At 47.1% G+C, this 20298-nt stretch carries 18 protein-coding genes and 9 tRNA genes; 25 read left to right on the plus strand and 2 right to left on the minus strand.

Annotation, left to right across the window (positions count from 1 at the left end):
• The first annotated feature begins 100 nt into the window (after nt 1-100).
• The 9 genes from NO352_RS01330 to NO352_RS01370 all read left to right on the plus strand — a co-directional run bounded on the left by NO352_RS01330 (nt 101) and on the right by NO352_RS01370 (nt 906).
• Nucleotides 101-176, plus strand: a tRNA-Asn gene (locus NO352_RS01330).
• A gap of 47 nt (nt 177-223) precedes the next feature.
• Nucleotides 224-309 (plus strand) — tRNA-Tyr (locus NO352_RS01335).
• A gap of 3 nt (nt 310-312) precedes the next feature.
• Nucleotides 313-386, plus strand: a tRNA-Trp gene (locus NO352_RS01340).
• Between the two features lie 20 nt (nt 387-406).
• Nucleotides 407-482 (plus strand) — tRNA-His (locus NO352_RS01345).
• A 9-nt stretch (nt 483-491) separates the two neighbouring features.
• Nucleotides 492-566 (plus strand) — tRNA-Gln (locus tag NO352_RS01350).
• Nucleotides 567-569: 3 nt separating this feature from the next.
• Nucleotides 570-644, plus strand: a tRNA-Gly gene (locus tag NO352_RS01355).
• A 5-nt stretch (nt 645-649) separates the two neighbouring features.
• Nucleotides 650-724: transfer RNA gene (locus NO352_RS01360), tRNA-Cys, on the plus strand.
• Between the two features lie 10 nt (nt 725-734).
• Nucleotides 735-811 (plus strand) — tRNA-Arg (locus tag NO352_RS01365).
• Nucleotides 812-823: 12 nt separating this feature from the next.
• Nucleotides 824-906: transfer RNA gene (locus NO352_RS01370), tRNA-Leu, on the plus strand.
• 833 nt (nt 907-1739) lie between these two features.
• Here NO352_RS01370 and NO352_RS01375 read toward each other — a convergent pair.
• Nucleotides 1740-3278, minus strand: coding sequence for a flotillin lipid rafts scaffold protein FloT (locus NO352_RS01375; protein WP_268599805.1), 1539 nt, complete (start codon nt 3276-3278; stop codon nt 1740-1742).
• 110 nt (nt 3279-3388) lie between these two features.
• Complete coding sequence (locus NO352_RS01380) at nt 3389-3928, minus strand: NfeD family membrane protein (protein ID WP_289354776.1); 540 nt, start codon at nt 3926-3928, stop codon at nt 3389-3391.
• A gap of 257 nt (nt 3929-4185) precedes the next feature.
• Here NO352_RS01380 and NO352_RS01385 point away from each other — a divergent pair, with 257 nt between their 5' ends.
• The 16 genes from NO352_RS01385 (at nt 4186) to NO352_RS01460 (ending at nt 20283) form a co-directional block, all read left to right on the plus strand.
• Entirely contained in the window at nt 4186-4494 is a 309-nt protein-coding gene (locus tag NO352_RS01385; RefSeq protein WP_005551219.1) for a LiaF transmembrane domain-containing protein, read from the plus strand.
• A gap of 53 nt (nt 4495-4547) precedes the next feature.
• Nucleotides 4548-5222, plus strand: coding sequence for a PspA/IM30 family protein (locus NO352_RS01390; protein WP_268619972.1), 675 nt, complete (start codon nt 4548-4550; stop codon nt 5220-5222).
• Nucleotides 5223-5230: 8 nt separating this feature from the next.
• Nucleotides 5231-5731 (plus strand): PspC domain-containing protein, encoded by a 501-nt coding sequence (locus NO352_RS01395; protein ID WP_005551211.1) that lies wholly within the window; start codon nt 5231-5233, stop codon nt 5729-5731.
• Nucleotide 5732: 1 nt separating this feature from the next.
• The gene (locus NO352_RS01400) at nt 5733-6422 is read left to right on the plus strand and encodes a PspA/IM30 family protein (protein ID WP_005551210.1); all 690 of its coding nucleotides are present in this window, start codon (nt 5733-5735) and stop codon (nt 6420-6422) included.
• A gap of 109 nt (nt 6423-6531) precedes the next feature.
• Nucleotides 6532-7182, plus strand: coding sequence for a cell wall-active antibiotics response protein LiaF (liaF, locus tag NO352_RS01405; protein WP_268619974.1), 651 nt, complete (start codon nt 6532-6534; stop codon nt 7180-7182).
• Nucleotides 7183-7222: 40 nt separating this feature from the next.
• Nucleotides 7223-8326, plus strand: coding sequence for a sensor histidine kinase (locus tag NO352_RS01410; protein WP_005551208.1), 1104 nt, complete (start codon nt 7223-7225; stop codon nt 8324-8326).
• Complete coding sequence (locus NO352_RS01415) at nt 8310-8954, plus strand: response regulator transcription factor (protein WP_171416987.1); 645 nt, start codon at nt 8310-8312, stop codon at nt 8952-8954. Before NO352_RS01410 ends, NO352_RS01415 begins: the two co-directional genes overlap by 17 nt.
• Nucleotides 8955-9524: 570 nt before the next feature.
• Nucleotides 9525-10301 (plus strand): YwmB family TATA-box binding protein, encoded by a 777-nt coding sequence (locus tag NO352_RS01420; protein WP_040736947.1) that lies wholly within the window; start codon nt 9525-9527, stop codon nt 10299-10301.
• Between the two features lie 159 nt (nt 10302-10460).
• The gene (gene zwf, locus NO352_RS01425; RefSeq protein WP_262866870.1) at nt 10461-12005 is read left to right on the plus strand and encodes a glucose-6-phosphate dehydrogenase; all 1545 of its coding nucleotides are present in this window, start codon (nt 10461-10463) and stop codon (nt 12003-12005) included.
• Nucleotides 12006-12246: 241 nt separating this feature from the next.
• Nucleotides 12247-13845, plus strand: a complete 1599-nt coding sequence (locus NO352_RS01430) for an ABC transporter substrate-binding protein (protein ID WP_268619976.1) — start codon at nt 12247-12249, stop codon at nt 13843-13845.
• A gap of 81 nt (nt 13846-13926) precedes the next feature.
• Nucleotides 13927-14877, plus strand: a complete 951-nt coding sequence (locus NO352_RS01435; protein WP_005551198.1) for an ABC transporter permease — start codon at nt 13927-13929, stop codon at nt 14875-14877.
• 5 nt (nt 14878-14882) lie between these two features.
• Nucleotides 14883-15728, plus strand: coding sequence for an ABC transporter permease (locus NO352_RS01440; protein WP_040736943.1), 846 nt, complete (start codon nt 14883-14885; stop codon nt 15726-15728).
• Between the two features lie 142 nt (nt 15729-15870).
• On the plus strand, nt 15871-16884 hold the full coding sequence (locus NO352_RS01445; protein WP_005551194.1) for an ABC transporter ATP-binding protein: 1014 nt from the start codon (nt 15871-15873) through the stop codon (nt 16882-16884).
• Nucleotides 16881-17870, plus strand: a complete 990-nt coding sequence (locus NO352_RS01450; RefSeq protein WP_289354778.1) for an ABC transporter ATP-binding protein — start codon at nt 16881-16883, stop codon at nt 17868-17870. Before NO352_RS01445 ends, NO352_RS01450 begins: the two co-directional genes overlap by 4 nt.
• 123 nt (nt 17871-17993) lie before the next feature.
• Entirely contained in the window at nt 17994-18452 is a 459-nt protein-coding gene (locus NO352_RS01455; RefSeq protein WP_268619979.1) for a hypothetical protein, read from the plus strand.
• A gap of 244 nt (nt 18453-18696) precedes the next feature.
• On the plus strand, nt 18697-20283 hold the full coding sequence (locus tag NO352_RS01460; protein WP_005551188.1) for a peptide chain release factor 3: 1587 nt from the start codon (nt 18697-18699) through the stop codon (nt 20281-20283).
• The last annotated feature ends 15 nt before the right edge of the window (nt 20284-20298 follow it).

Raw genomic sequence — 20298 nt, forward strand, 5'->3', positions numbered from 1 at the left:
GTGGAGCTGACCAATACTAATCGGTCGAGGGCTTATCCTATTTGATTCAAAACACGAACTTTCGCATTCAGTTTTCAGGGTATAGCCTGAAACATCATATTCCCTGATAGCTCAGTTGGTAGAGCACTCGACTGTTAATCGAGTTGTCACAGGTTCGAGTCCTGTTCGGGGAGCCATGGAGAGATGTCCGAGTTTGGTCGAAGGACATATGGACACTTAGCTCGGAGGATTAGCGAAGTGGCCAAACGCAGCAGACTGTAAATCTGTTCCCGTCCGGGTTCGGTGGTTCGAATCCATCATCCTCCACCATGTAGGGGCATAGTTTAAAGGTAGAACAACGGTCTCCAAAACCGTTGGTGTGGGTTCAATTCCTGCTGCCCCTGCCAAGAATATTTAATACAATATGGCGGTCGTGGCGAAGTGGTTAACGCATCGGATTGTGGCTCCGACACTCGAGGGTTCGATTCCCTTCGATCGCCCCATTATCACATTGGGGATTAGCCAAGCGGTAAGGCAACGGACTTTGACTCCGTCATGCATAGGTTCGAATCCTATATCCCCAGCCATTTGCGGACATAGCTCAGTGGTAGAGTATCGCCTTGCCAAGGCGAGGGTCGCGAGTTCGAATCTCGTTGTCCGCTCCAGATGTGGCGCCATAGCCAAGTGGTAAGGCAAAGCTCTGCAAAAGCTTTATTCCCCAGTTCAAATCTGGGTGGCGCCTCCAAACATCTTTTGTGCCCTTAGCTCAGCTGGATAGAGTATTTGACTACGAATCAAAAGGTCGGGAGTTCGAATCTCTCAGGGCACGCCATTAATTTCATATGCCGGTGTGGCGGAATTGGCAGACGCGCGCGACTCAAAATCGTGAGGGAAACCGTGGAGGTTCGAGTCCTCTCACCGGCACCATTAATGAACAAAGTATCCTTTAGGAAAAAATCCTATAGGATTTTTTTGTTTATGCTTTAAATCTTCAGTTAATGTCAGTGCCCCTAAAAAGACAAATAGTCAAATAAATATCGAACTCCTATTGCAGATGCCATTATCTATCATCCGAAGGTGTTTGGTGGATGCGACATTGCCCAAAAGCGCAAAATACCTGCATTTATAGCACATCCTACACCTATCATTGTACCGACCGGTACTTTTACTAATCCTATCCTTCCCTTCACCTTACGTATTCGATGGTTAAATAAAATAAGCTATCAGTTGAATCGACTGATGATATTATCATTTATAAGCATGATGAATAAGTGGAGGCGTGAAACATTAAACTTGCCACCTCGAAGCTTAAGTAAAAATGAACTGTGTATTGACGGGCGTGAAATTCCAGTTTTGTATGGATGCAGTCCTACCGTGGTACCGTATGATCCAAAATGGAAAGACAGAGTATGTATGGAGGGGAGCTGGTTTGCACCTGAAGTGGACGAATGGCTTCCTTCACAGTCGTAGGAATCCTTTATCTCTGCAGGTACGCCGCCTATTGCAATTAGTTTTAGCAGTATGCCCTTAAAACAACCTGATCAAGTGTTTGGAATGATTAGGAAAGCATTAAATCAAACAGGGCAAAGGGGAATCATCATTACGGGCTGGAGCGGACTGTGGACTTCATTGAAAAACATCTCGCCGCTAGTCGTTTTTCTTAATAAAAGGGTGGCTGGAAATGAATAAAAAATGAGCCTTGCAGGGTCACACGAAGATAACTCGTATGAATGGCAAGGCTGTTTTGTTTCGAATGCATATTATTGATTTTCAGGAAGTAGTTCAGTCGTTGCCCTTTCCTCAACGGATGAATCAAGTGTTTGTTTAGTAATTTGCTTTATTTGTTCAGGACTATTGGTGAATCGCTTAATCATTTTCTCGATATCCAGACCAGACACATCTTTTAACATTTGGGGAGCAGTCGCCATAAGTTGTGTGACATAGTTGCTTACCCGTGCTGCACCTTCACCATTTCCTGTGTCAACGACAGTGAGCTTATCGATGGACTTGAGCGGCTCTGCAACTTTGCCAGCAAGTTCTGGCATCATCTTAACGACAATATCGAGTACAGCAGCTTCGCCAAACTTCTCGAACGCTTCAGCCAGCTTCTCCTTTGCTTCTGCTTCCGCTAAACCGCGCAGACGGATGACTTCAGCCTCAGCGGTACCACGGGCACGCTCTGCATCAGCAATTGCAAGGCCTTCCAGGCGCTTTTGTTCAGCAAGAGCTTTTGCCTCTGCTTCGATGCGATATTGCAGCGCATCCGCTTCGAGCACTTTGCGTGATTTTTCAGCCTCGGCAGATTGGACAACTGCGTAGCGATCTGCATCTGCCTTTTTTTTCACTTCCGCATCATATTGCTTCTCGCGGCGAAGAATTTCTTTGGCTTCCAGATCAATTTCTCGTTCCTTGCGGACAATTTCCACGCGCATTTGTTCCTCAACAACGCTTTGCTTGGAACGTGCTTCTTGAATGAAGTATGCTTGGTCTGCTTCCGCACGAGCAAGATCTTGATCCTTTTTGAAGGCAGCGACCTTCAACTCTTTCTCTTTAGCAGCTTCAGCAATGTTTGTATCTCTAAGCAGTTCGGCCTTCATTCCTTCTTCTTCAGCTTTTGCCTTCTGAATTCGTGAATCGCGAACAGCTTCTGCTTCAGCAATGTCTGCATCACGTTTAACGGCTGCGATACGCGGTTTGCCGAGTGCATCTAAGTATCCGTGCTTATCTCGCACGTCTTTAATCGTAAAGGATACAATTTGCAGACCCATCTTCTTCAAATCTTTAGCAGCTACACCCTGCACTTCCTGAGCAAATCGATCACGGTTGCGATATACCTCTTCTACGGTCATAGAGCCTAGAATAGCGCGTAGATGACCCTCTAGGACTTCTTGAGCCTCACTCTTTAAGGCTTCTGTCGGCTTGCCGAGGAATTGCTCTGCTGCCGTTGCAATGTCCTCTACGGTACCGCCAACTTTAATAATGGCAACCGCATCTGTCATGACTGGTACGCCTTGCTCGGTATACACCTCTGGTGTGGTTACGTCCAGCTTGTGTGAGAGTAAGGATAAAAACTGTGATTGCTGAAAGATCGGCAGGATGAATGCACCGCCGCCTCGAACAATTTTCATTTTTCGGCCTGATTCATCAGTCGATACGTTCTTGCGTCCTAGGTAGGATCCAGTAACGATCATGGTTTCGTCTGGGCTGACGGTTTTGTACCGAGCCCAAAATGCAAGACCAAGTACGAGTATGACGCCAATCAGGATTAATGGAATGAACAATGCTTCACTAAACTCCATGAAATACAGCTCCCTCTTTATATATTTGTATAGGCAAAGCCTGAATACACGTTGGTTACATATAATGAGGCAAAATCATATGTCTACAGCTAATTGCAGGATAACTCAATTTAATGTTCGGGACGGAGCATTTCCTCGGTAAGCGGGGATACATACAGGGTGTCTTCCTTTACTTCAACAACGACGATAGTCGTACCAGATGGAATGGCCTCTTTATCGAAGGAGGCTGCAATCTGATTTGTAACTCCGGCGCCAATTCGAACGATAACTTCACCATAACCCGCAGCCGGAATCGCAACATTTACTTCACCAATTTTGCCGGCCAGTTCAGCAATCGAGAACCCAATCGAATTCTCACTATTCTCCATCGGGCGAACATATAGAAAGTAAACACTAATGGATACTACAATAGCACCAGCAAGCGCGGTGAGGAGAATAGTTGTCGGCTGCCAAGCCGTATAACGGCCGAGCAGAATGCCGATTGCTCCAAGTGTGGATAAGCCGCTCACAAGAATGGTAGGCTGCAGCACAGTTAGATGGCTGTCTCCAACCAAACCATCGAATACGTGACTTAACACTTCTCCAATTAGAAGCGAAACGATAGCGTACAGAACACCGAATATAAGCAAGCCCCAATATAACGTTTGCATGACGATGCGCTCCTTTCTCATCGCTTGAAGGAAGTGACGCCTGCAGCGAGTGGGTAGTTATGGGAATATATACGTAGATAGCGAAACTTTGTTTCATGCCCGATCTCGACAGTCCAGTATAGGCTCGATCAAAGGTCGGTCAGGACCCCCGACTTGAGTCTAGGATCAAAAACCGTCCCCGGCCTGTTTTGGCAAAACACGTTTCCACCTAAAATAAAGACATAAGCAAGACACGACGAAAGGTGGTGACGAACCGAATGCAAACGAACAAAGGTAACACATTCGCTTTTGTACTGATCGCGCTGGGAGGATTCATTTTGCTTAGCAAGTTCGGGATACATCTTGGCAGCTGGTTTGGCTACTTGTTCCCTCTCATCTTGATTGCACTCGGCTACTATGGAGTGAAGGCAGGAAACTCATTCTTCGGGTGGATCTTTATCATTGTCGGAGCGATATCGCTTCTTGGGAAATTGTCCTGGATCATCGGTATCATCGTTGCCGTAGCAATGATTGGTTTCGGAATATCGATGTTGGGAGGCAAGCGAAACAAGAGCCATCCATTTTAACAGAAGCGATAATTAATAAAAGCAAATAGTCGGTTCAAGGAGGGTAAGACTGAATGAGCAACATTTTGAAAAGGGTTCGCGACATTACAATGGCTACGCTGAATGAACGGTTGGACAAAGCAGAAGATCCTGTTCGCCTGATTGACCAGTTCCTGATGCGTACACGACATGATATCACGGAGGCAGACCGTCTCTATCAACAATATGTCATGCATGCGAATCAAATGAGAAATCAAATGAATCAAGCACAGGAATTATGCACTCGCAGAGAACAGCAGGCGATGCTGGCCTTGAAGGCGGGGGAGGAGTTCGCAGCCAAGATTGCATTGCAAGAGAAGCTGATGCATGAGGATAAGGTACAGCAGTATTCAGAATTGTACGAAAAGAGCAAGGACGCGATTCTTGAGCTGGAAGAGCAATTGAACATGTTGAAGAGCGAATATCAAGCTGTATATGACAAGCGCCAATATTACATCGCAAGAATGCAGACGGTTCGTTTGCAGCAGCAAATGAACGAACGTTTTGGACAGTATGGTGTTGGGCAAGTGGATAGTATGTTCCGAAGACTCGAGGATCGTGTATCAGGAATGGAATGGGAAACGCAAGGCATTCAAGATGTGCGCCGCATGAGCGGGCAAACAATGGGCAATATCAACCCGGAACGGGATATGGCTTTGAAGCGCGAAATGGAGCGCCTGAAACAAAAATTAGATTCGGCAAAGGAGTGAAATAAGCCATGAACAGAAAGTTGTACCGTTCGACACGGGATCGTAAAGTATGCGGTCTCCTCGGCGGCTTAGGTGAATGGCTTGGATTCGATGTCACTCTGCTGCGTGTCCTGTTTGTAATCGGAGTTTTCTTCTCGGCGTTTACATTAATCGCCGTATACTTTGTGGTATCACTAGTAGTACCTAAGGATCCATACCAGCCATATGGGCCTAACGGTTACGGTGCAGGCCCATACGGAGGCGGCTATCAAGGCCATCAGGGTTACCAAGGCGGCTACTCCAACGATCCGAACTATTACAACGGACCTCGAGCAGCAGGCCCGACGAATCCATACGGTTCTTCCACATTTGGAGGAATGAAGCAAACCAACAGTTATGATGCGGATTACGCATCTTCTAATGATTCTTCCATTGATTCGATGATGATGGATATCGAGAAAAAAGCATTGAAAAAAGAAATCGAAGAACTTCGCCAAAAGGTAGCGAAGTACGAGAGAGGGGACAAATAAGATGGGTGTATTTAAACGTATTAAAGACATGACTAAGGCTTCTGTACATGAGTTGTTGGACAAAGTTGAAGATCCAGTAGTAATGTTGAATCAATATTTGCGCGACATGGAAGAAGAAATCCATGATGCAGAAGTAACCGTTGCGAAGCAAATGGCAAATGAACGCCAAATTAAACATCGTTATGATGAGGCTATTCGCTTCACGGCTGATCGCGAAGCACAGGCAGAACGCGCATTGAAGTCTGGACAAGAAGAGATGGCGCGCAAATTCCTGGAAGAAAAACTGTACTACGATCAAAAAGTTGCTGAATACGGTGACCTGCATGCCCAAGCACAAGGACATGCGGAAGAATTGATGCATCAGTTGCGTTCCATGAAGGATGAATTCTACAAGCTGCGCAACAAGCGCAATGAATTGGCTGCTCGTGCGCAAATGGCGAAGGCACGCAAGCAAATGTCTTCCATTTCAAGCAACCATGCCATCGAGTCAGGTTCTGCATCCCGCGGTTTCCACCGTATGGAAGAGAAGATTATGCAATTGGAAGCAGAAGCTGAAGTGATGCGTGTACCTTACGGCGGATATGCAGGTACATCATCTACTTACCAGCCGCCTGTAGATGTAGAGAAGGAAATGAAGGTCAACGAACAATTGGCAGCATTGAAGCAAAAATTGGGCCAAACGGAACAATAAATCCTTGGGAGATGTCCTAGGTTATGATATGCTAACATAGGTAGCTTACGGCGATGCGCTAGCATCGCCGTAAGTGCTATCCGCGAATGTTTGTGACAGGAGGTGCGACATGAATAAAAACAACCGATTGCTTGCGTATATTCTAATCTTTTTCGGATTGCTCATATTAATCGGCAAGTGGCTTAGTTTCGTAACGTTTGTCGCCCTTGTTATGCTGTATTTCGGCATGCGCAAAGTTCGTGCTGCAGAATTGCGTGTAGGGTACACCTTGCTTGGTATAGGTGGAACACTCTTGCTCTTGGAACATTTAATGCTGTTCGTCGGAATCATCTTGATATCGTTAGGGATATTCTATTCGCGAACTCGTAAAGATCAGAAACATGAGCATGTTGAAAAGCGCCAAAACATTACATCCAGTTTGAAATGGGATCGAGTTCCATATATTTTGCATAGCCAGAGCATGTGGCATTTGATTGGGGAAAGTGATATTGATTTGTCCTTGGCAATACTGGAAGAGCCGGAAACGACTCTCATCTTTCAAGGCGTATTAGGTGACATGGACATTACGATTCCAGACGACATTGGTGTGTATATCGAAGCTACGGTCATTTTTGGACAAATTGATGTGGGACGCGATAAAGAAACTGGATTTTTGAACAAGTGGACGTGGCGATCGCCGAATTACGAGTTCATGGAACAAAGAGTGAGACTCCATATTTCTTACATCGTAGGAGATATTGATATCAGGTTGCACATGTAGGTAGGACAGGTTAGCGGAGAAAGGAGATGCAGAGGCCGGCATGGAACCAAAAAAGCATGTGAATATGGTAGTACGATTAATGGGCGAGACGCTTCTCCTTTCTATCATACTATTCTTTGTCATCATTTATTTAATGCAATCATATGGTTATGTGCAGCCTTTTGAAAGCTGGATCGCAGGCGTAAAGGCCACATTGTCCGTATTGTTTGTCGTCGCAATTATTACGTCGATATTTGCGTTCTTTCAAGGTTATCGGATGAAGCGGCGGGTGGAACTGCTGCGCGAATCGATGCTGCTCTTGGAGAAGGGAAATTTATCGCGGCCGATGCCGGATCTCGGGGATGATGAGATAGGACAGCTCGCTGAGCAGTTGGAGCGGGTAAGCAAGCGTTGGGAAGAGCAAGTGACATCGATGCAGCGCTTGTCCACGAATAATGCTCAATTAGCAGAGCAGGCTCGGATTTCTGCGATTATTGAAGAGCGGCAACGCTTGGCGCGGGAGTTGCATGATGCAGTAAGCCAGCAATTATTTGCAATATCCATGACAGCTACCGCTGTAAGGAGAACACTGGATGTTGATTTTGATCGGGCGGTGCGACAGGTGGAGCTGATTGAGGAAATGGCTTCTGTTGCCCAGTCCGAGATGCGTGCGCTGCTGCTTCATTTGCGTCCTGTACATTTGGAAGGAAAGGGCTTGGCCCAAGGCTTGTCGGAGCTGATCCGTGAGCTTCAGTCCAAAATTCCAATTGAAATTCATTGCGAAATGGATGATCATATTGGGTTAGTGAAAGGTGTAGAGAACCATCTGTTCCGAATTGTCCAGGAGGCGCTTTCAAATACATTGAGGCACTCCAAGGCATCACGAATGGAGATCAAGCTGCAAAATCGAGGTGACTTTGTTCGTTTATACCTTCGCGATAATGGGATAGGATTTGATTGGGACGATAAGAAGCAAGCGAGCTATGGCCTTCGCACGATGCAGGAACGGGTGAATGAGGTGGGAGGCTCCATTCAGTTCATCACTGCGCCTGACAAAGGAACCCGGATCGAGATTCGAGTTCCTGTCATGAGAGAAGAGCCTGGTTTGAAGGAGGAAGAGTTGAACGATGGAGATGGAAGCATCAATGATGGACAATCCTATTAAAGTATTGTTGGTAGATGACCATGAAATGGTTCGCATCGGCCTTGCTGCAGTGCTGAATACAGAAGATGGCATTGAGGTTGTAGGAGAGGCAAGCAATGGGATGGACGGAATACGTCTCGCCCAAGAATATAAGCCTGATGTTGTCTTAATGGATCTTGTGATGGATGGCATGGATGGCATAGAGACGACCCGCAAGCTACTGCAGTTGTATCCTGACTGCAAAGTAATTGTGCTTACGAGTTATTTGGACGATGAAAAGATGTATCCAGTTATTGAAGCCGGAGCCTTTAGTTATCTATTAAAGACGTCCCGCGCTACCGAAATTGCAGAAGCAATCCGGGCAGCGGCCAGAGGACAATCTGTATTGGAATCGCAGGTCGCTTCCAAGATGATGAATCGTTTCCGCCAGCCTGCGCAGCCATCTGCAGCGCATGAGCAATTGACAGAGCGTGAAATGGACGTGTTGCGCTTATTAGCCCAAGGAAAGTCCAATCAGGATATCGCTGATGATCTGTTCATCGGAATTAAGACGGTAAAATTTCATGTTACAAATATTTTGGCCAAGCTTGGTGTCGAGGATCGCACACAGGCTGCAATTTACGCGTATAAGAACGGATTGGCTGAATAGCAAAAACCCGAGCGCTTTCTTAGGAAAGTGTTCGGGTTTTTTTTAATGGATGGAGGAGTAGATGCAGGATTTCTAAATAAAAAGCAGAAAAAATAAGGAAACTAAAGCCAAATCAAGGGCAATGCGTCCACCAGGGAAGAAAGGGCCGGCTCTGTAGGTTTCAAATGCGCTTGTGTGCACTTGATTCGATGCATCTGCAGTTTGAAGCTTGCTGTTGTTCTTTTTCCCTTTACGTGTTTTAGTCTGGGGGGGCTCAGCAGAGATAGAGGGAACATGGGAGTTAGTAGCAATATCGCCATTTAGTATGATTTTCCCTCTCTCACATGAGGTCAGTCGTCCAATGTATTGATCTCCATTTTGCATGACAACGCACACGGGTCGACCGCACAATTGTCGGATGAATGTCTCATCCAGAGGAACGGGAATCACGGGGGATAAGCCTCCATTCTTGTCGGTTGTCTATGTCAATAGTCTATTCCAGGAATAAATGTTACGTATGGTCATTCACCTAGAAGAAGCCCGCCTAATTATGAGAGGTATAATTCTCCGATAAGGTAAGGTGATGGAAGGATGATGCATGCAGTACGTCGTTCAGTCATTGCAACAGTAGGGCTGGTGTTGTTAGCGTTTTGCGGCGCAATTGCGATCATTGGAAGCAGTGATCAATGGCAGTGGACGGGAGGCAACGGGACGGATGCAAATATTGATCTTGTGAAGCGGGTGAACATGCTCTGGGTGCTTGCTGAATTGGTCGGATCAAAGAAAGCACGCACTACAGTGCTCATCCAAGGAAATTATGCAGCCGGCGGAAATCTAGAAAAGAAGATCGAGCAGTGGCAGAAGGATACGGGGATCACGGTACAGCTGATTCAAAAGCAGGAGCAGGGTAAAAACGTGTATCGCGGGAAATTCGTCTCGGATTCAATTGAAGAAGCAGTACTATGGTTTCAAGAAGATGATGGGCGTGCATACTATACGATATCCATACAAGGTTCAGCCAGAACCGGAATGACACAGGCGGCGGCGGAAGGGGAACGGATTATGAAGAGGGTGCCAGCGCGCTATGGGGCGGAATGGACAGCTACCGTTCAAACGATAACGAGTCATTCGCTTAAGGATAGTTTTGAACGTGCGGAGCGAGCGCTGCAGGAATGGGGAAAGGCTGAACCGCTCGATCGCTATGAGGATGAGCGCACGATTAGTATATCGTACCAGACTGATTATATGGGAGCAGGGGTGCAGATGAAGCAAGGCACAGCGAATTTGCAGCTCGCTATTCATGAAAATAGAGATAAGGGAGAAACGCGAATATCCTTTGGAACACCGCTGATTGCAGGCGAATATTAGTGAGAATGGAATGAGAATTGCCGTGGTGCCAAGCTATGAGAATAATACTTGACGTCAAGGAAAGAATGGAATCTGCTCGGTAAGTATGCTAAAATGGCATCACATCCGAAATAGGAACTATATCAGATCTATAAACGAGTGTAAGGATGATGGAGAGAGATGACTGTGATGCAAAATCATGAATCCCAATTGGCAGAAGGTGCCGTCTTCTACATATTCGGTGCTACCGGCGACTTAGCTCGCCGCAAATTGTTCCCGGCTATATATAGTCTGTATCGCGAAGGCAAGCTAGGAGAACGCTTCGCAGTTATCGGACTAGCCCGCCGTGCTCGTACGCATGAGGAATTCCGTCAGGATGTGCGTGCGTCAATCGACGAATTTTGCCGTTATCCGGTTCAAAATGATGAGGAATGGAACCGGTTTGCTAAGCATTTTGAGTACAAGCCGTTGGATATTAATAATGTTGACGGCTTCCGCGAGCTGCGTGAGCAATCTGAGAATATCGAACACGAGTATGATATCCCAGGCAACCGTCTGTTCTACTTGGCACTGGCTCCGGAATTGTTCGGAAGTGTATCGCACAATCTTCGTGAAGGCGGATTGCTGGAAAGTAAGGGCTGGCACCGTCTCGTAATCGAGAAGCCATTCGGTTACGATCTTCCGTCAGCAGAGAAGCTGAACGAAGAAATCCGTCAGGTGTTTAAGGAAGAAGAAGTGTACCGTATCGACCACTACCTTGGCAAAGAAATGGTACAGAACATTGAAGTGCTACGGTTCGCGAATGCTTTCTTCGAGCCGCTCTGGAACAATAAGCATATTGCGAATATTCAAATTTCCCTGTCTGAGACAGTTGGCGTTGAAGAACGCGGAGGCTATTACGATCATGCAGGAGCATTGCGTGATATGGCGCAGAACCATATGCTGCAAATGCTGACGATGATTGCAATGGAGCCGCCTAGCCGTTTGCATCCGGAAGATATCCGTGATGAGAAAGTGAAGGTTCTTCGCTCGCTGCGCCAATACCTTGAGCAAGAGGATGTACAGCGAAACGTTGTGCGTGGCCAATATTCTTCCGGTTCCTTGAACGGCAAAGAGCTTCCGGGCTATCGCGAGGAAGATAAGGTGAACCCGGCTTCCGTAACGGAAACTTATTTTGCAGCACGCGTATACGTAGATAATTTCCGCTGGGCGGGTGTACCGTTCTATATTCGGACAGGCAAGCGTCTGCCGGTGAAGACGACTGAAGTCGTGGTTGAATTCAAGAACATGCCAACGAACGTATATCTCGGTCAGAAGCATAAGCTGGAGCCAAACTTGCTCGTAATCCGCGTAAATCCGATGGAAGGCATTTATGTGAAGCTTAATGGTAAGAAGCCAGGTGCGGAAGGCGGCGTTCAACCGCTTGCAATGGACTTCTGTCAAAGCTGCATGGTTGGCATCAATACGCCTGAAGCTTATGAGCGTCTGATCTTTGATGCTGCTCGCGGCGACTCTACGTACTTTACACGTTGGGACGAAGTGGCTACTGCCTGGTCATTCGTTGATAATATCGCAAAAGCATGGAAGAAATCCGATGAGGATCTGTTTACTTATCCAGCAGGCTCTTGGGGCCCTGAACAAGCAGACAAGCTTCTGCAGGAAGATGGCTTCCACTGGTGGCCTGTCAATGGACAGGAAGAAAGTGAAGTTGTCTGGACGAAGTAGTTCGTTCGTATAGAATAGAATGATAACGAGCTGTGCCCTGTACAGGCACAGCTTTTTTGTGGAGTTTTTGTGAAGTCTGCTTATTGGAGAATATGCTTCATTTTTAAAGTGCCGGTCTCGTGGCTATGACGGGGGATGGTTTAATTCCTATCAAAAAACTCGGAAAAGCTATTGTTTTCTGAAAAAAATATAGTTATACTAGATTCTATAGCTTGTTAACCATCAATCGGGAGGAATCAACATGAAACGCAACAAACTATGGATCATCGGGCTGCTCACTCTCATCGTCCTCGTGGTGAGTGCATGCGGTAATAATACGACTCCTGCGAAGGATTCAACAGCCACTACGGCGGAAGGGTCAGGCCAACCGAAGGATGGAGGCAATATTATTATTGCAGTACACGAGGATCCTCGTGTATTGAACCCAATGTATTCGAATGACCGCGTTACATTGACGATAAATCAAACCTTGTATGCACCGTTGTATACGGTTGAAGACGGAGGCAAGAAGAAGTTCGTACTTGCGGAGAGCATGACTCCATCGAAGGATTTCTTGACTTACACGCTGAAGCTGCGCAAAGGCTTGACATGGCATGACGGCAAGCCGCTCACAGCAGACGATGTCGTCTTCACAATGAACAGCATCTTGGATGAGAAGCAGCACAGTACGGATCGTGAATCTTACATCTTTAATGGCAAGCCGCTGCAAGCGAAGAAGGTAGATGACCTGACAGTTGATTTCGTTCTTCCGCAGCCTTCTGCTTCCTTTGAGGGTATATTCGCATCATTTAAGCCCATTCCGAAGCATATTTTCGAAGGCGAAGCTGACATTGAGAAGAGCAGTAAAAATGCGAATCCAATCGGTTCTGGCGCCTATAAGTTCAAAGAATATCGCCCAGGCGAATATGTAACATTGGACCGCTACGATAACTATTTCGCTGGCAAGGGACATTTGGATCAAATCATTTACCGCATTGCGAAAGATCCGAACGCAGCGAACTTGGCGTTGCAAAATGGCGAGTTGAATATGCGCAAGGTTGATCCTGCCGATTACAATAAGTTGAATGCAAGCGGCAAGCTTAACATGGTCGTATATCCTGAGGGCCGTTTGAATTACCTCGTATTCAACATGAACGTGGATGCAATGAAGAAGAAGGAAGTTCGCCAAGCGATCTCATATGCAATTAACAAGGAAGAGCTGATTCAATTGGCTTATGGTTCGGCAGAGTTCGCAGATCCGGCTTCATCGATTTTTACACCGGATACGACGTACTACACAGCAGATGTTGAGAAGTATGACTATAGTGCGGAAAAGGCGAAGGAATTGCTGCAAAAAGCGGGCGTAAGCAACCTGAAGCTGAAGCTTGCATACTCAAATGCCGTCAAGATTCAAACAAGCCAAGCGTTGTATATTCAACAAAAGCTGAAAGAAGTAGGTATCGAAGTTGAATTGATGCCACTTGAGTCTGGTACATTCTCCAATATGGCGCTTGATCCAGACAACACGAAATTCGATCTGTCCTTCAATGGTTATGTTATGGGAACTGAACCGGATTCGTACAAATCGCTCTACTTGAGCAATCAATTGTACAACTACGGCCACTACAATAATCCAGAGCTTGATAAGCTGTGGGAACAAGCAGCAGTAGAAATGGACGGCACAAAGCGTGGAGAACTGTACAAACAAATCCAACAAACGATTGCGAATGAAGCGGTTATATATCCAATTGCGAACGACAAAGCAATTATTGCGGTAGACAAGCGTTATGGCGGTCTTGAAGAAGCGGTTGCGAAGCCGGTCTTCATGTTCGAAGATTTGTCCAAAATTTATATGAAATAAGCACGGATCACTCGATTACGAACGTATACATCCAGAATACAGGCGCCAGCAAGAGCTGGCACCTGCACGGAGGGGATTGAATTGCAGAAATACATCTTACGACGCATTCTGCAAGCCATTCCACTGCTCTGGTTTATTTCAATCGTATCATTCGCGCTCATCAAACTAGCACCGGGAGATCCGGTGCTTTCGTTCGTCACACCGAACATGAACGCGGAGGATATAGAGCGAATACGTCATGACCTTGGATTGACGGAACCAATCATCGTGCAGTATTGGAATTGGCTCAAAAATGTATTTTCAGGGGATTTAGGCTACTCACTGATGAGCCACAGGCCGGTAACGGAATTAATTTTAGAGCGGCTTCCCGCAACGATCGGTCTTATGGGCTCGGCTATGCTGCTGTCACTTTTCATCTCGGTACCGCTTAGCATGTACGCTGCGTCACGTAAAAATCGTCTTAGCGACCGCGGCCTGAGTTTACTGTCATATATCGGGATTTCGATCCCAAGCTTCTGGTTCGGTATTATGCTGATTTATATTTTTGCCTTGAAATTAAACCTGCTCCCAAGTATGGGAATGCGTACAATCGGAGTGGATTCGACGCTTGACATTCTGAAACACGGGATTCTGCCTTGTACGGTGCTGACCTTCATGAATGTGTCTGTCTATATGCGATACATCCGCTCACATACCATAAGTCAGCTGGAAGAGGACTATGTCCAAATCCAGTATGCCTACGGATCTACCCAGGGCACGGTATTGCGGCGCCATGTGCTGAAAAATGTGCTGCTTCCTGTCGTTACGATTCTCGGCATGTCCTTCCCTGAACTGATTGCGGGAGCATTTATTACTGAATCAGTATTTTCATGGCCAGGGATGGGAGCATTAGGGATTACTTCGGTATTTCAACTGGATTACCCTGTGATTATGGGCATTACGATGATCTCTTCCGTTATGCTGGTTGTCGGGAACTTGATTGCTGACCTGCTGTACGGGGTAGTGGATCCACGAATTAAGACAACGGGGTGAGTCAGATGAATCGAATGATATGGCGAAATATCGTCACACAATTGAAAGAACAGAAACTGGCCCTGGTAGCATTGATTCTACTCGCGGTTCTCATTGCCGCTTCCCTATTGGCATTCTTAAGTCCTCATGATCCAGATAAAATGATTGTGACGGAAACACTCCAGTCGCCAAGCATATCTCATTGGTTCGGTACAGATGACCAAGGACGCGATGTGTTCGCACGGGCCTTGTATGGGGGACGCATTTCCCTTAGCGTCGGTTTCTTATCGATGTTTATAGCGGTGCTGGTAGGTACAGCCGTAGGAACAGTCAGCGGTTATTTTGGCGGCTGGATTGATAATACGTTAATGCGGATTGTTGATATTTTAATGTCGATACCGTCCTTCTTCTTAATGCTTATTTTAAATGCTTACTTGAAGCCAGGGATAACAACGATCGTACTCATTATTGGGCTGCTTAGCTGGATGAACATATCGAGAATCGTGCGTGCAGAAACATTGTCCGTCAAGGAACGGGAATATGTTTTGTATGCACGTGTATCAGGCCAAAGCACGTTCGGCATCATCTGGAAGCATATTATTCCGAATATTATGCCTACGATTATCGTTACGGCAACGATCAATATTGCAGGGGCAATTATGATGGAGTCATCATTAAGCTTCCTGGGCCTTGGAGTACAGCCGCCGAATGCTTCCTGGGGAAGCATGTTGAACAGCGCGCAAGGGTATATCGGGGAGGCGCCTTATATGGCCTTGTTCCCGGGATTACTTATTCTGGTTACGGTGCTGTCGTTCAACTTCCTCGGAGACGTGCTGCGTGTTGCTTTTGAGCCAAAAGCGAATCAACGTTAGTCCATAGAAACCGAAAACTTCTATTTTGCAGGATATAAACTAATTTGCAGGGCTGTAAACTAGTATGCACTAATTAGGTCTGAAATCAGCCGCCAACGGTGCAGATGCAGGACTAACGATACTACACAACGGAGTGAGACTTATGAATGAACTGCTATCCGTTCAACAACTGAGAACTTCGTTCCATACACGCGACGGAGAAGTGCAGTCTGTCCGGGGCGTCAGCTTCGATGTTCACGAAGGCGAAGTCATTGGCATCGTCGGTGAATCGGGCAGCGGCAAGAGCGTGACAGCGAAGTCTCTCATTGGATTAATACAGTCTCCGGGACAGATTAAGAGTGGTAGTCGAGTGCTGTTCCACGGAGATGATTTATTAGATATGTCGGAAAAGGAGCTGCGACGCATTCGGGGGAATCGTATCGCAATGATCTTTCAAGATCCGATGACGTCGTTGAATCCGGTTGTAAAGGTAGGCGCGCAAATCGTTGAGGTGCTGCAGCGCCATCAGAAGCTGTCGAAGGGCGAGGCGCGAAAGCGGGCAATCGAGCTGCTGCGTCAGGTCGGTATCCCGTCTCCCGAACAGCGGATCGATCAATATCCACATGAATTCAGCGGCGGTATGCGTCAGCGTGCAATGATTGCCATGGCGCTTTCCTGCCAGCCTGAGCTTTTAATTGCAGATGAACCGACGACCGCGCTTGACGTTACGATTCAGGCGCAAATTCTTGGCTTGATGAAGGAGCTTCGGGATACAACGCGTACTTCGATTCTTCTGATCACGCATGATTTGGGCGTTGTGGCCCAAGTATGTACAAGAGTTATCGTCATGTATGGCGGATTGATTATGGAAGAGGGTACGGTTGAGGATATTTTTGAACGGCCGCGCCATCCATACACGAAGGGACTGCTTCGTTCGATTCCGAAAGTATCGACCGGAACGCGTGAGCGTCTGGCCACAATTGAAGGAACGCCCCCGAATCTGCTACATCCGCCGGAAGGATGCCCATTCATGGAACGCTGTCCTTCTGCCATGGAGCAATGCCGACATATGCCGCCGGTCGTGACGACAGATCCAGGGCATCGCTCGCTCTGCTGGCTCGTACAGAAGGAAGAAGAGGAGCGTCTGGAACGGTTGGAGAAGGGGGCTGCGAAATGAGCAAGAAGAACGAAGTACTGCTGGATGTGCGCGGATTGAAGAAATATTTTCCTGCCTCCAAATCGCTGCTTGGACGCACTCAAAAAGTGCTGCGGGCAGTGGATGACGTCAGCTTCCACATCCATAAAGGGGAGACGTTCGGGCTGGTCGGGGAGTCTGGCTGCGGGAAATCGACGACTGGCCGCTCGATCGTAAGACTATATGATGTGACAGAAGGCGAAGTGTTGTTCGACGGTCATAACATCGCGACGATGAACGAGAAGCAGTTGAAGCCGTTTCGCAAGCGGATGCAGACGATATTTCAGGATCCGTACTCCTCACTAAATCCGGGCATGAACGTTACGCAGCTCATTAGTGAGCCAATGGCGATTCATGGCGTAGTAAACCGGAAGGATCAGCGTGATACGGTACTGTCGCTGTTGGAGAAGGTTGGTCTTAAGCCGGAGCATGCAGAACGTTATCCGCATGAGTTCAGCGGCGGCCAGCGTCAACGGATTAGTATTGCGCGCGCACTGTCGGTGCGACCTGAGTTCATTCTATGCGATGAGCCGATCTCGGCGCTTGATGTGTCGGTACAAGCTCAAGTGGTCAATATGCTGGAGGATTTGCAAGAGGAGTACGGACTGACATATCTGTTTATAGCACATGACCTATCCATGGTAAGACACATTTCTGATCGGATTGGCGTGATGTATTTGGGCAAGCTGGTAGAGGTCGCACCTAGCGATGAGCTGTACAACCATCCTGCGCATCCGTATACCCAGGCGCTTTTGTCAGCAATTCCTATTCCAGATCCGAAACAGGCGGGATCATCAATCTCGATGTTACAAGGTGATTTGCCAAGTCCGTTGGCAGAGATACAGGGCTGCAAATTTGCCTCACGCTGTCCATTTGCTACTGAACGCTGCCGTCAGGAGGAGCCAAAATGGCGCGAAATTTCTCCTGGGCACTACGCGGCTTGCCATTTAAATGATGGTCAAGCGTAAATAGTGTTGAAGTTAGTTTTCGTATAGCAATTACGATAGGCAATAGGTATCCCCTAGCTAGTATGGTATAATGTGAAATATTTGTTAATTGGCGCCAATTTGCGATGAGGGAGAGTGGAATAGATGTCTATGGAAAATCGGGTATCCCAAAATACGGCCATTATGATAGAACGCGCTCGTCGTAAAGGCATTACCGATGATCAACTGCTGCATGCAGCACGTACAGGGGATGTCAGCGAACTTATAGCGATTAATGAAGAGTGGTATACGTTTGACGATTTTGTATCCTATGCGAACGAGCATGATGAGCCTCTCGCTCAAGCAATTGCAGTGGGATATCGGATGACATTTAATACGAACAATGGTTTATCGGTATGGCTGCAGGAGCGATTTGGCTTGCAAGAGGGAGAGCATTACACGAAAGAAATGGGACGAATTTCGGGTTTGAAGCTGAGTATGGAAGATATAAAGTCGCTTCGCTCCTCATTGGCCTTGAATTGGACGGTCGTGGATGAGGGAGAAGCAGCAGATGGCTTGAACATCGTAACGCTTGCCGTCCGTGCTTTGCTTGCGCAATCATAATGTAAAAAAATGATTTATTAAATCAGAGCCGCCTGTTTTCTCCATGGGAGAGGAAGGCGGTTTTTTATATGGGAAGGGCAGGAAAAAATGAGGGGTCGCAATGGTCTATGTAAGACGACGAGGACGAGCACTATGGGAAAATCTCATATTCTTTTGCACGTTGTTCGCTTCAACCCATTTATAGGATGGCGTATTTTGTGTTACAATAGGACTTACGTGATTTTGTGATGAGAGGGCTAACGATATGAGTAAATTATCCGAACAATTAGCGCAAGAGGTAGAGAAGCGTCGTACCTTTGCGATTATTTCTCACCCAGACGCTGGTAAGACGACATTGACAGAGAAGCTTCTCCTGTTCGGGGGCGCCATCCGTCTCGCAGGTACGGTCAAGGCTCGCAAAGCGAGCAAGCATGCAACGAGTGACTGGATGGAAATCGAGAAGCAGCGCGGTATCTCGGTTACGTCTTCGGTTATGCAATTTGATTATAACGGACATCGCGTTAATATTTTGGATACACCGGGTCACCAAGACTTTAGTGAAGATACGTATCGTACATTGACTGCAGCCGATGCTGCTGTCATGTTGATTGACGTAGCGAAGGGTGTTGAGGCACAGACGATTAAGCTGTTCCAAGTATGTGCGAAGCGTGGTATCCCGATTTTCACATTCATTAACAAGCTCGACCGCGAAGGTCGCAGCCCGTTCGAATTGATGGAAGAAATCGAGCAAGTGCTTGGTATCCGCTCTGTGCCGATGAACTGGCCGATTGGCATGGGACGCGGCTTGTGCGGTGTATATGATCGCATGAAGAACCAAGTCGAGCTGTTCCAGGACGATAACACGAAGATCAGTGTGAAGAAGGTAGAGGATTATAACGATCCGGCAATTCGCCAAATTGCAGGTGACTATTTGCATGATCAATTGTGCGAAGAACTGGAGCTATTAGATGTAGCGGGCGATGAGTTCGATTACGAGAAAGTAAAACGCGGTGAGTTGACGCCAGTCTTCTTCGGAAGTGCCGTAAATAACTTCGGCGTGCAGACTTTCCTGGAGAACTTCTTGCAGTTGGCTCCGAAGCCAGCGCCTCGTCAGTCGACAACAGGTTCAATTGATCCAACGAACGAGAAGTTTACGGGCTATATTTTCAAAATTCAAGCAAACATGAACCCGGCACATCGGGATCGCATTGCCTTCCTGCGCATTTGCTCCGGCAAATTCGAGCGCGGGATGTCCGTTAAGCATGTACGGGCAGGCAAGGATATTAAGCTTGCGCAACCGCAGCAATTCCTTGCCCAGGATCGGGATATCGTGCAGGAGGCATTCCCAGGCGATATTATTGGTCTGTTCGACCCGGGCATTTTCCGGATTGGAGATAGCCTGAGTCAAGGCGGAGAAGTGGTGTTCGATGAGCTGCCAACCTTCTCTCCTGAGATTTTTGCCCGAGTGACGGTTAAAAATGCATTGAAACATAAGCAGTATCAAAAAGGCGTCGATCAGTTGACTGAGGAAGGTACAATTCAAGTATTCCATTCCACGGGTGTATTCGACGAGACGATACTGGGCGTAGTCGGTCAGCTCCAATTCGAGGTATTCGAATATCGGATGAAGGCGGAGTACGGTGTTGATGTGTTGCTGCAGCGCCTCACTTATCAGTTTGCAAGATGGGTAACGGGAAATCCAAAGGATATTGATCCTGCGAAGTTCCGTATCAATTCACAGCTCGTCAAGGACAAGAACGGCAACTTTGTCGCGTTGTTCGAAAATGAGTATGCGATGCGTACGGCTATGGATAAAATGCCAGATTTGAAGTTTATGGAGACAGCTCCTTAAAGAGAATAAAGTGAA

This window comes from Paenibacillus sp. S-12, from assembly GCF_030363895.1.
Lineage (GTDB): Bacteria > Bacillota > Bacilli > Paenibacillales > Paenibacillaceae > Paenibacillus_B > Paenibacillus_B alvei.

Bases quoted from the DNA above. Each gene is read 5' to 3' on its own strand.
- NO352_RS01375 (WP_268599805.1), bottom strand. From the start codon at position 3,278: ATGGAGTTTAGTGAAGCATTGTTCATTCCATTAATCCTGATTGGCGTC.
- NO352_RS01380 (WP_289354776.1), bottom strand. From the start codon at position 3,928: ATGCAAACGTTATATTGGGGCTTGCTTATATTCGGTGTTCTGTACGCT.
- NO352_RS01385 (WP_005551219.1), top strand. From the start codon at position 4,186: ATGCAAACGAACAAAGGTAACACATTCGCTTTTGTACTGATCGCGCTG.
- NO352_RS01390 (WP_268619972.1), top strand. From the start codon at position 4,548: ATGAGCAACATTTTGAAAAGGGTTCGCGACATTACAATGGCTACGCTG.
- NO352_RS01395 (WP_005551211.1), top strand. From the start codon at position 5,231: ATGAACAGAAAGTTGTACCGTTCGACACGGGATCGTAAAGTATGCGGT.
- NO352_RS01400 (WP_005551210.1), top strand. From the start codon at position 5,733: ATGGGTGTATTTAAACGTATTAAAGACATGACTAAGGCTTCTGTACAT.
- liaF (WP_268619974.1), top strand. From the start codon at position 6,532: ATGAATAAAAACAACCGATTGCTTGCGTATATTCTAATCTTTTTCGGA.
- NO352_RS01410 (WP_005551208.1), top strand. From the start codon at position 7,223: ATGGAACCAAAAAAGCATGTGAATATGGTAGTACGATTAATGGGCGAG.
- NO352_RS01415 (WP_171416987.1), top strand. From the start codon at position 8,310: ATGGACAATCCTATTAAAGTATTGTTGGTAGATGACCATGAAATGGTT.
- NO352_RS01420 (WP_040736947.1), top strand. From the start codon at position 9,525: ATGATGCATGCAGTACGTCGTTCAGTCATTGCAACAGTAGGGCTGGTG.
- zwf (WP_262866870.1), top strand. From the start codon at position 10,461: ATGACTGTGATGCAAAATCATGAATCCCAATTGGCAGAAGGTGCCGTC.
- NO352_RS01430 (WP_268619976.1), top strand. From the start codon at position 12,247: ATGAAACGCAACAAACTATGGATCATCGGGCTGCTCACTCTCATCGTC.
- NO352_RS01440 (WP_040736943.1), top strand. From the start codon at position 14,883: ATGAATCGAATGATATGGCGAAATATCGTCACACAATTGAAAGAACAG.
- NO352_RS01445 (WP_005551194.1), top strand. From the start codon at position 15,871: ATGAATGAACTGCTATCCGTTCAACAACTGAGAACTTCGTTCCATACA.
- NO352_RS01450 (WP_289354778.1), top strand. From the start codon at position 16,881: ATGAGCAAGAAGAACGAAGTACTGCTGGATGTGCGCGGATTGAAGAAA.
- NO352_RS01455 (WP_268619979.1), top strand. From the start codon at position 17,994: ATGTCTATGGAAAATCGGGTATCCCAAAATACGGCCATTATGATAGAA.
- NO352_RS01460 (WP_005551188.1), top strand. From the start codon at position 18,697: ATGAGTAAATTATCCGAACAATTAGCGCAAGAGGTAGAGAAGCGTCGT.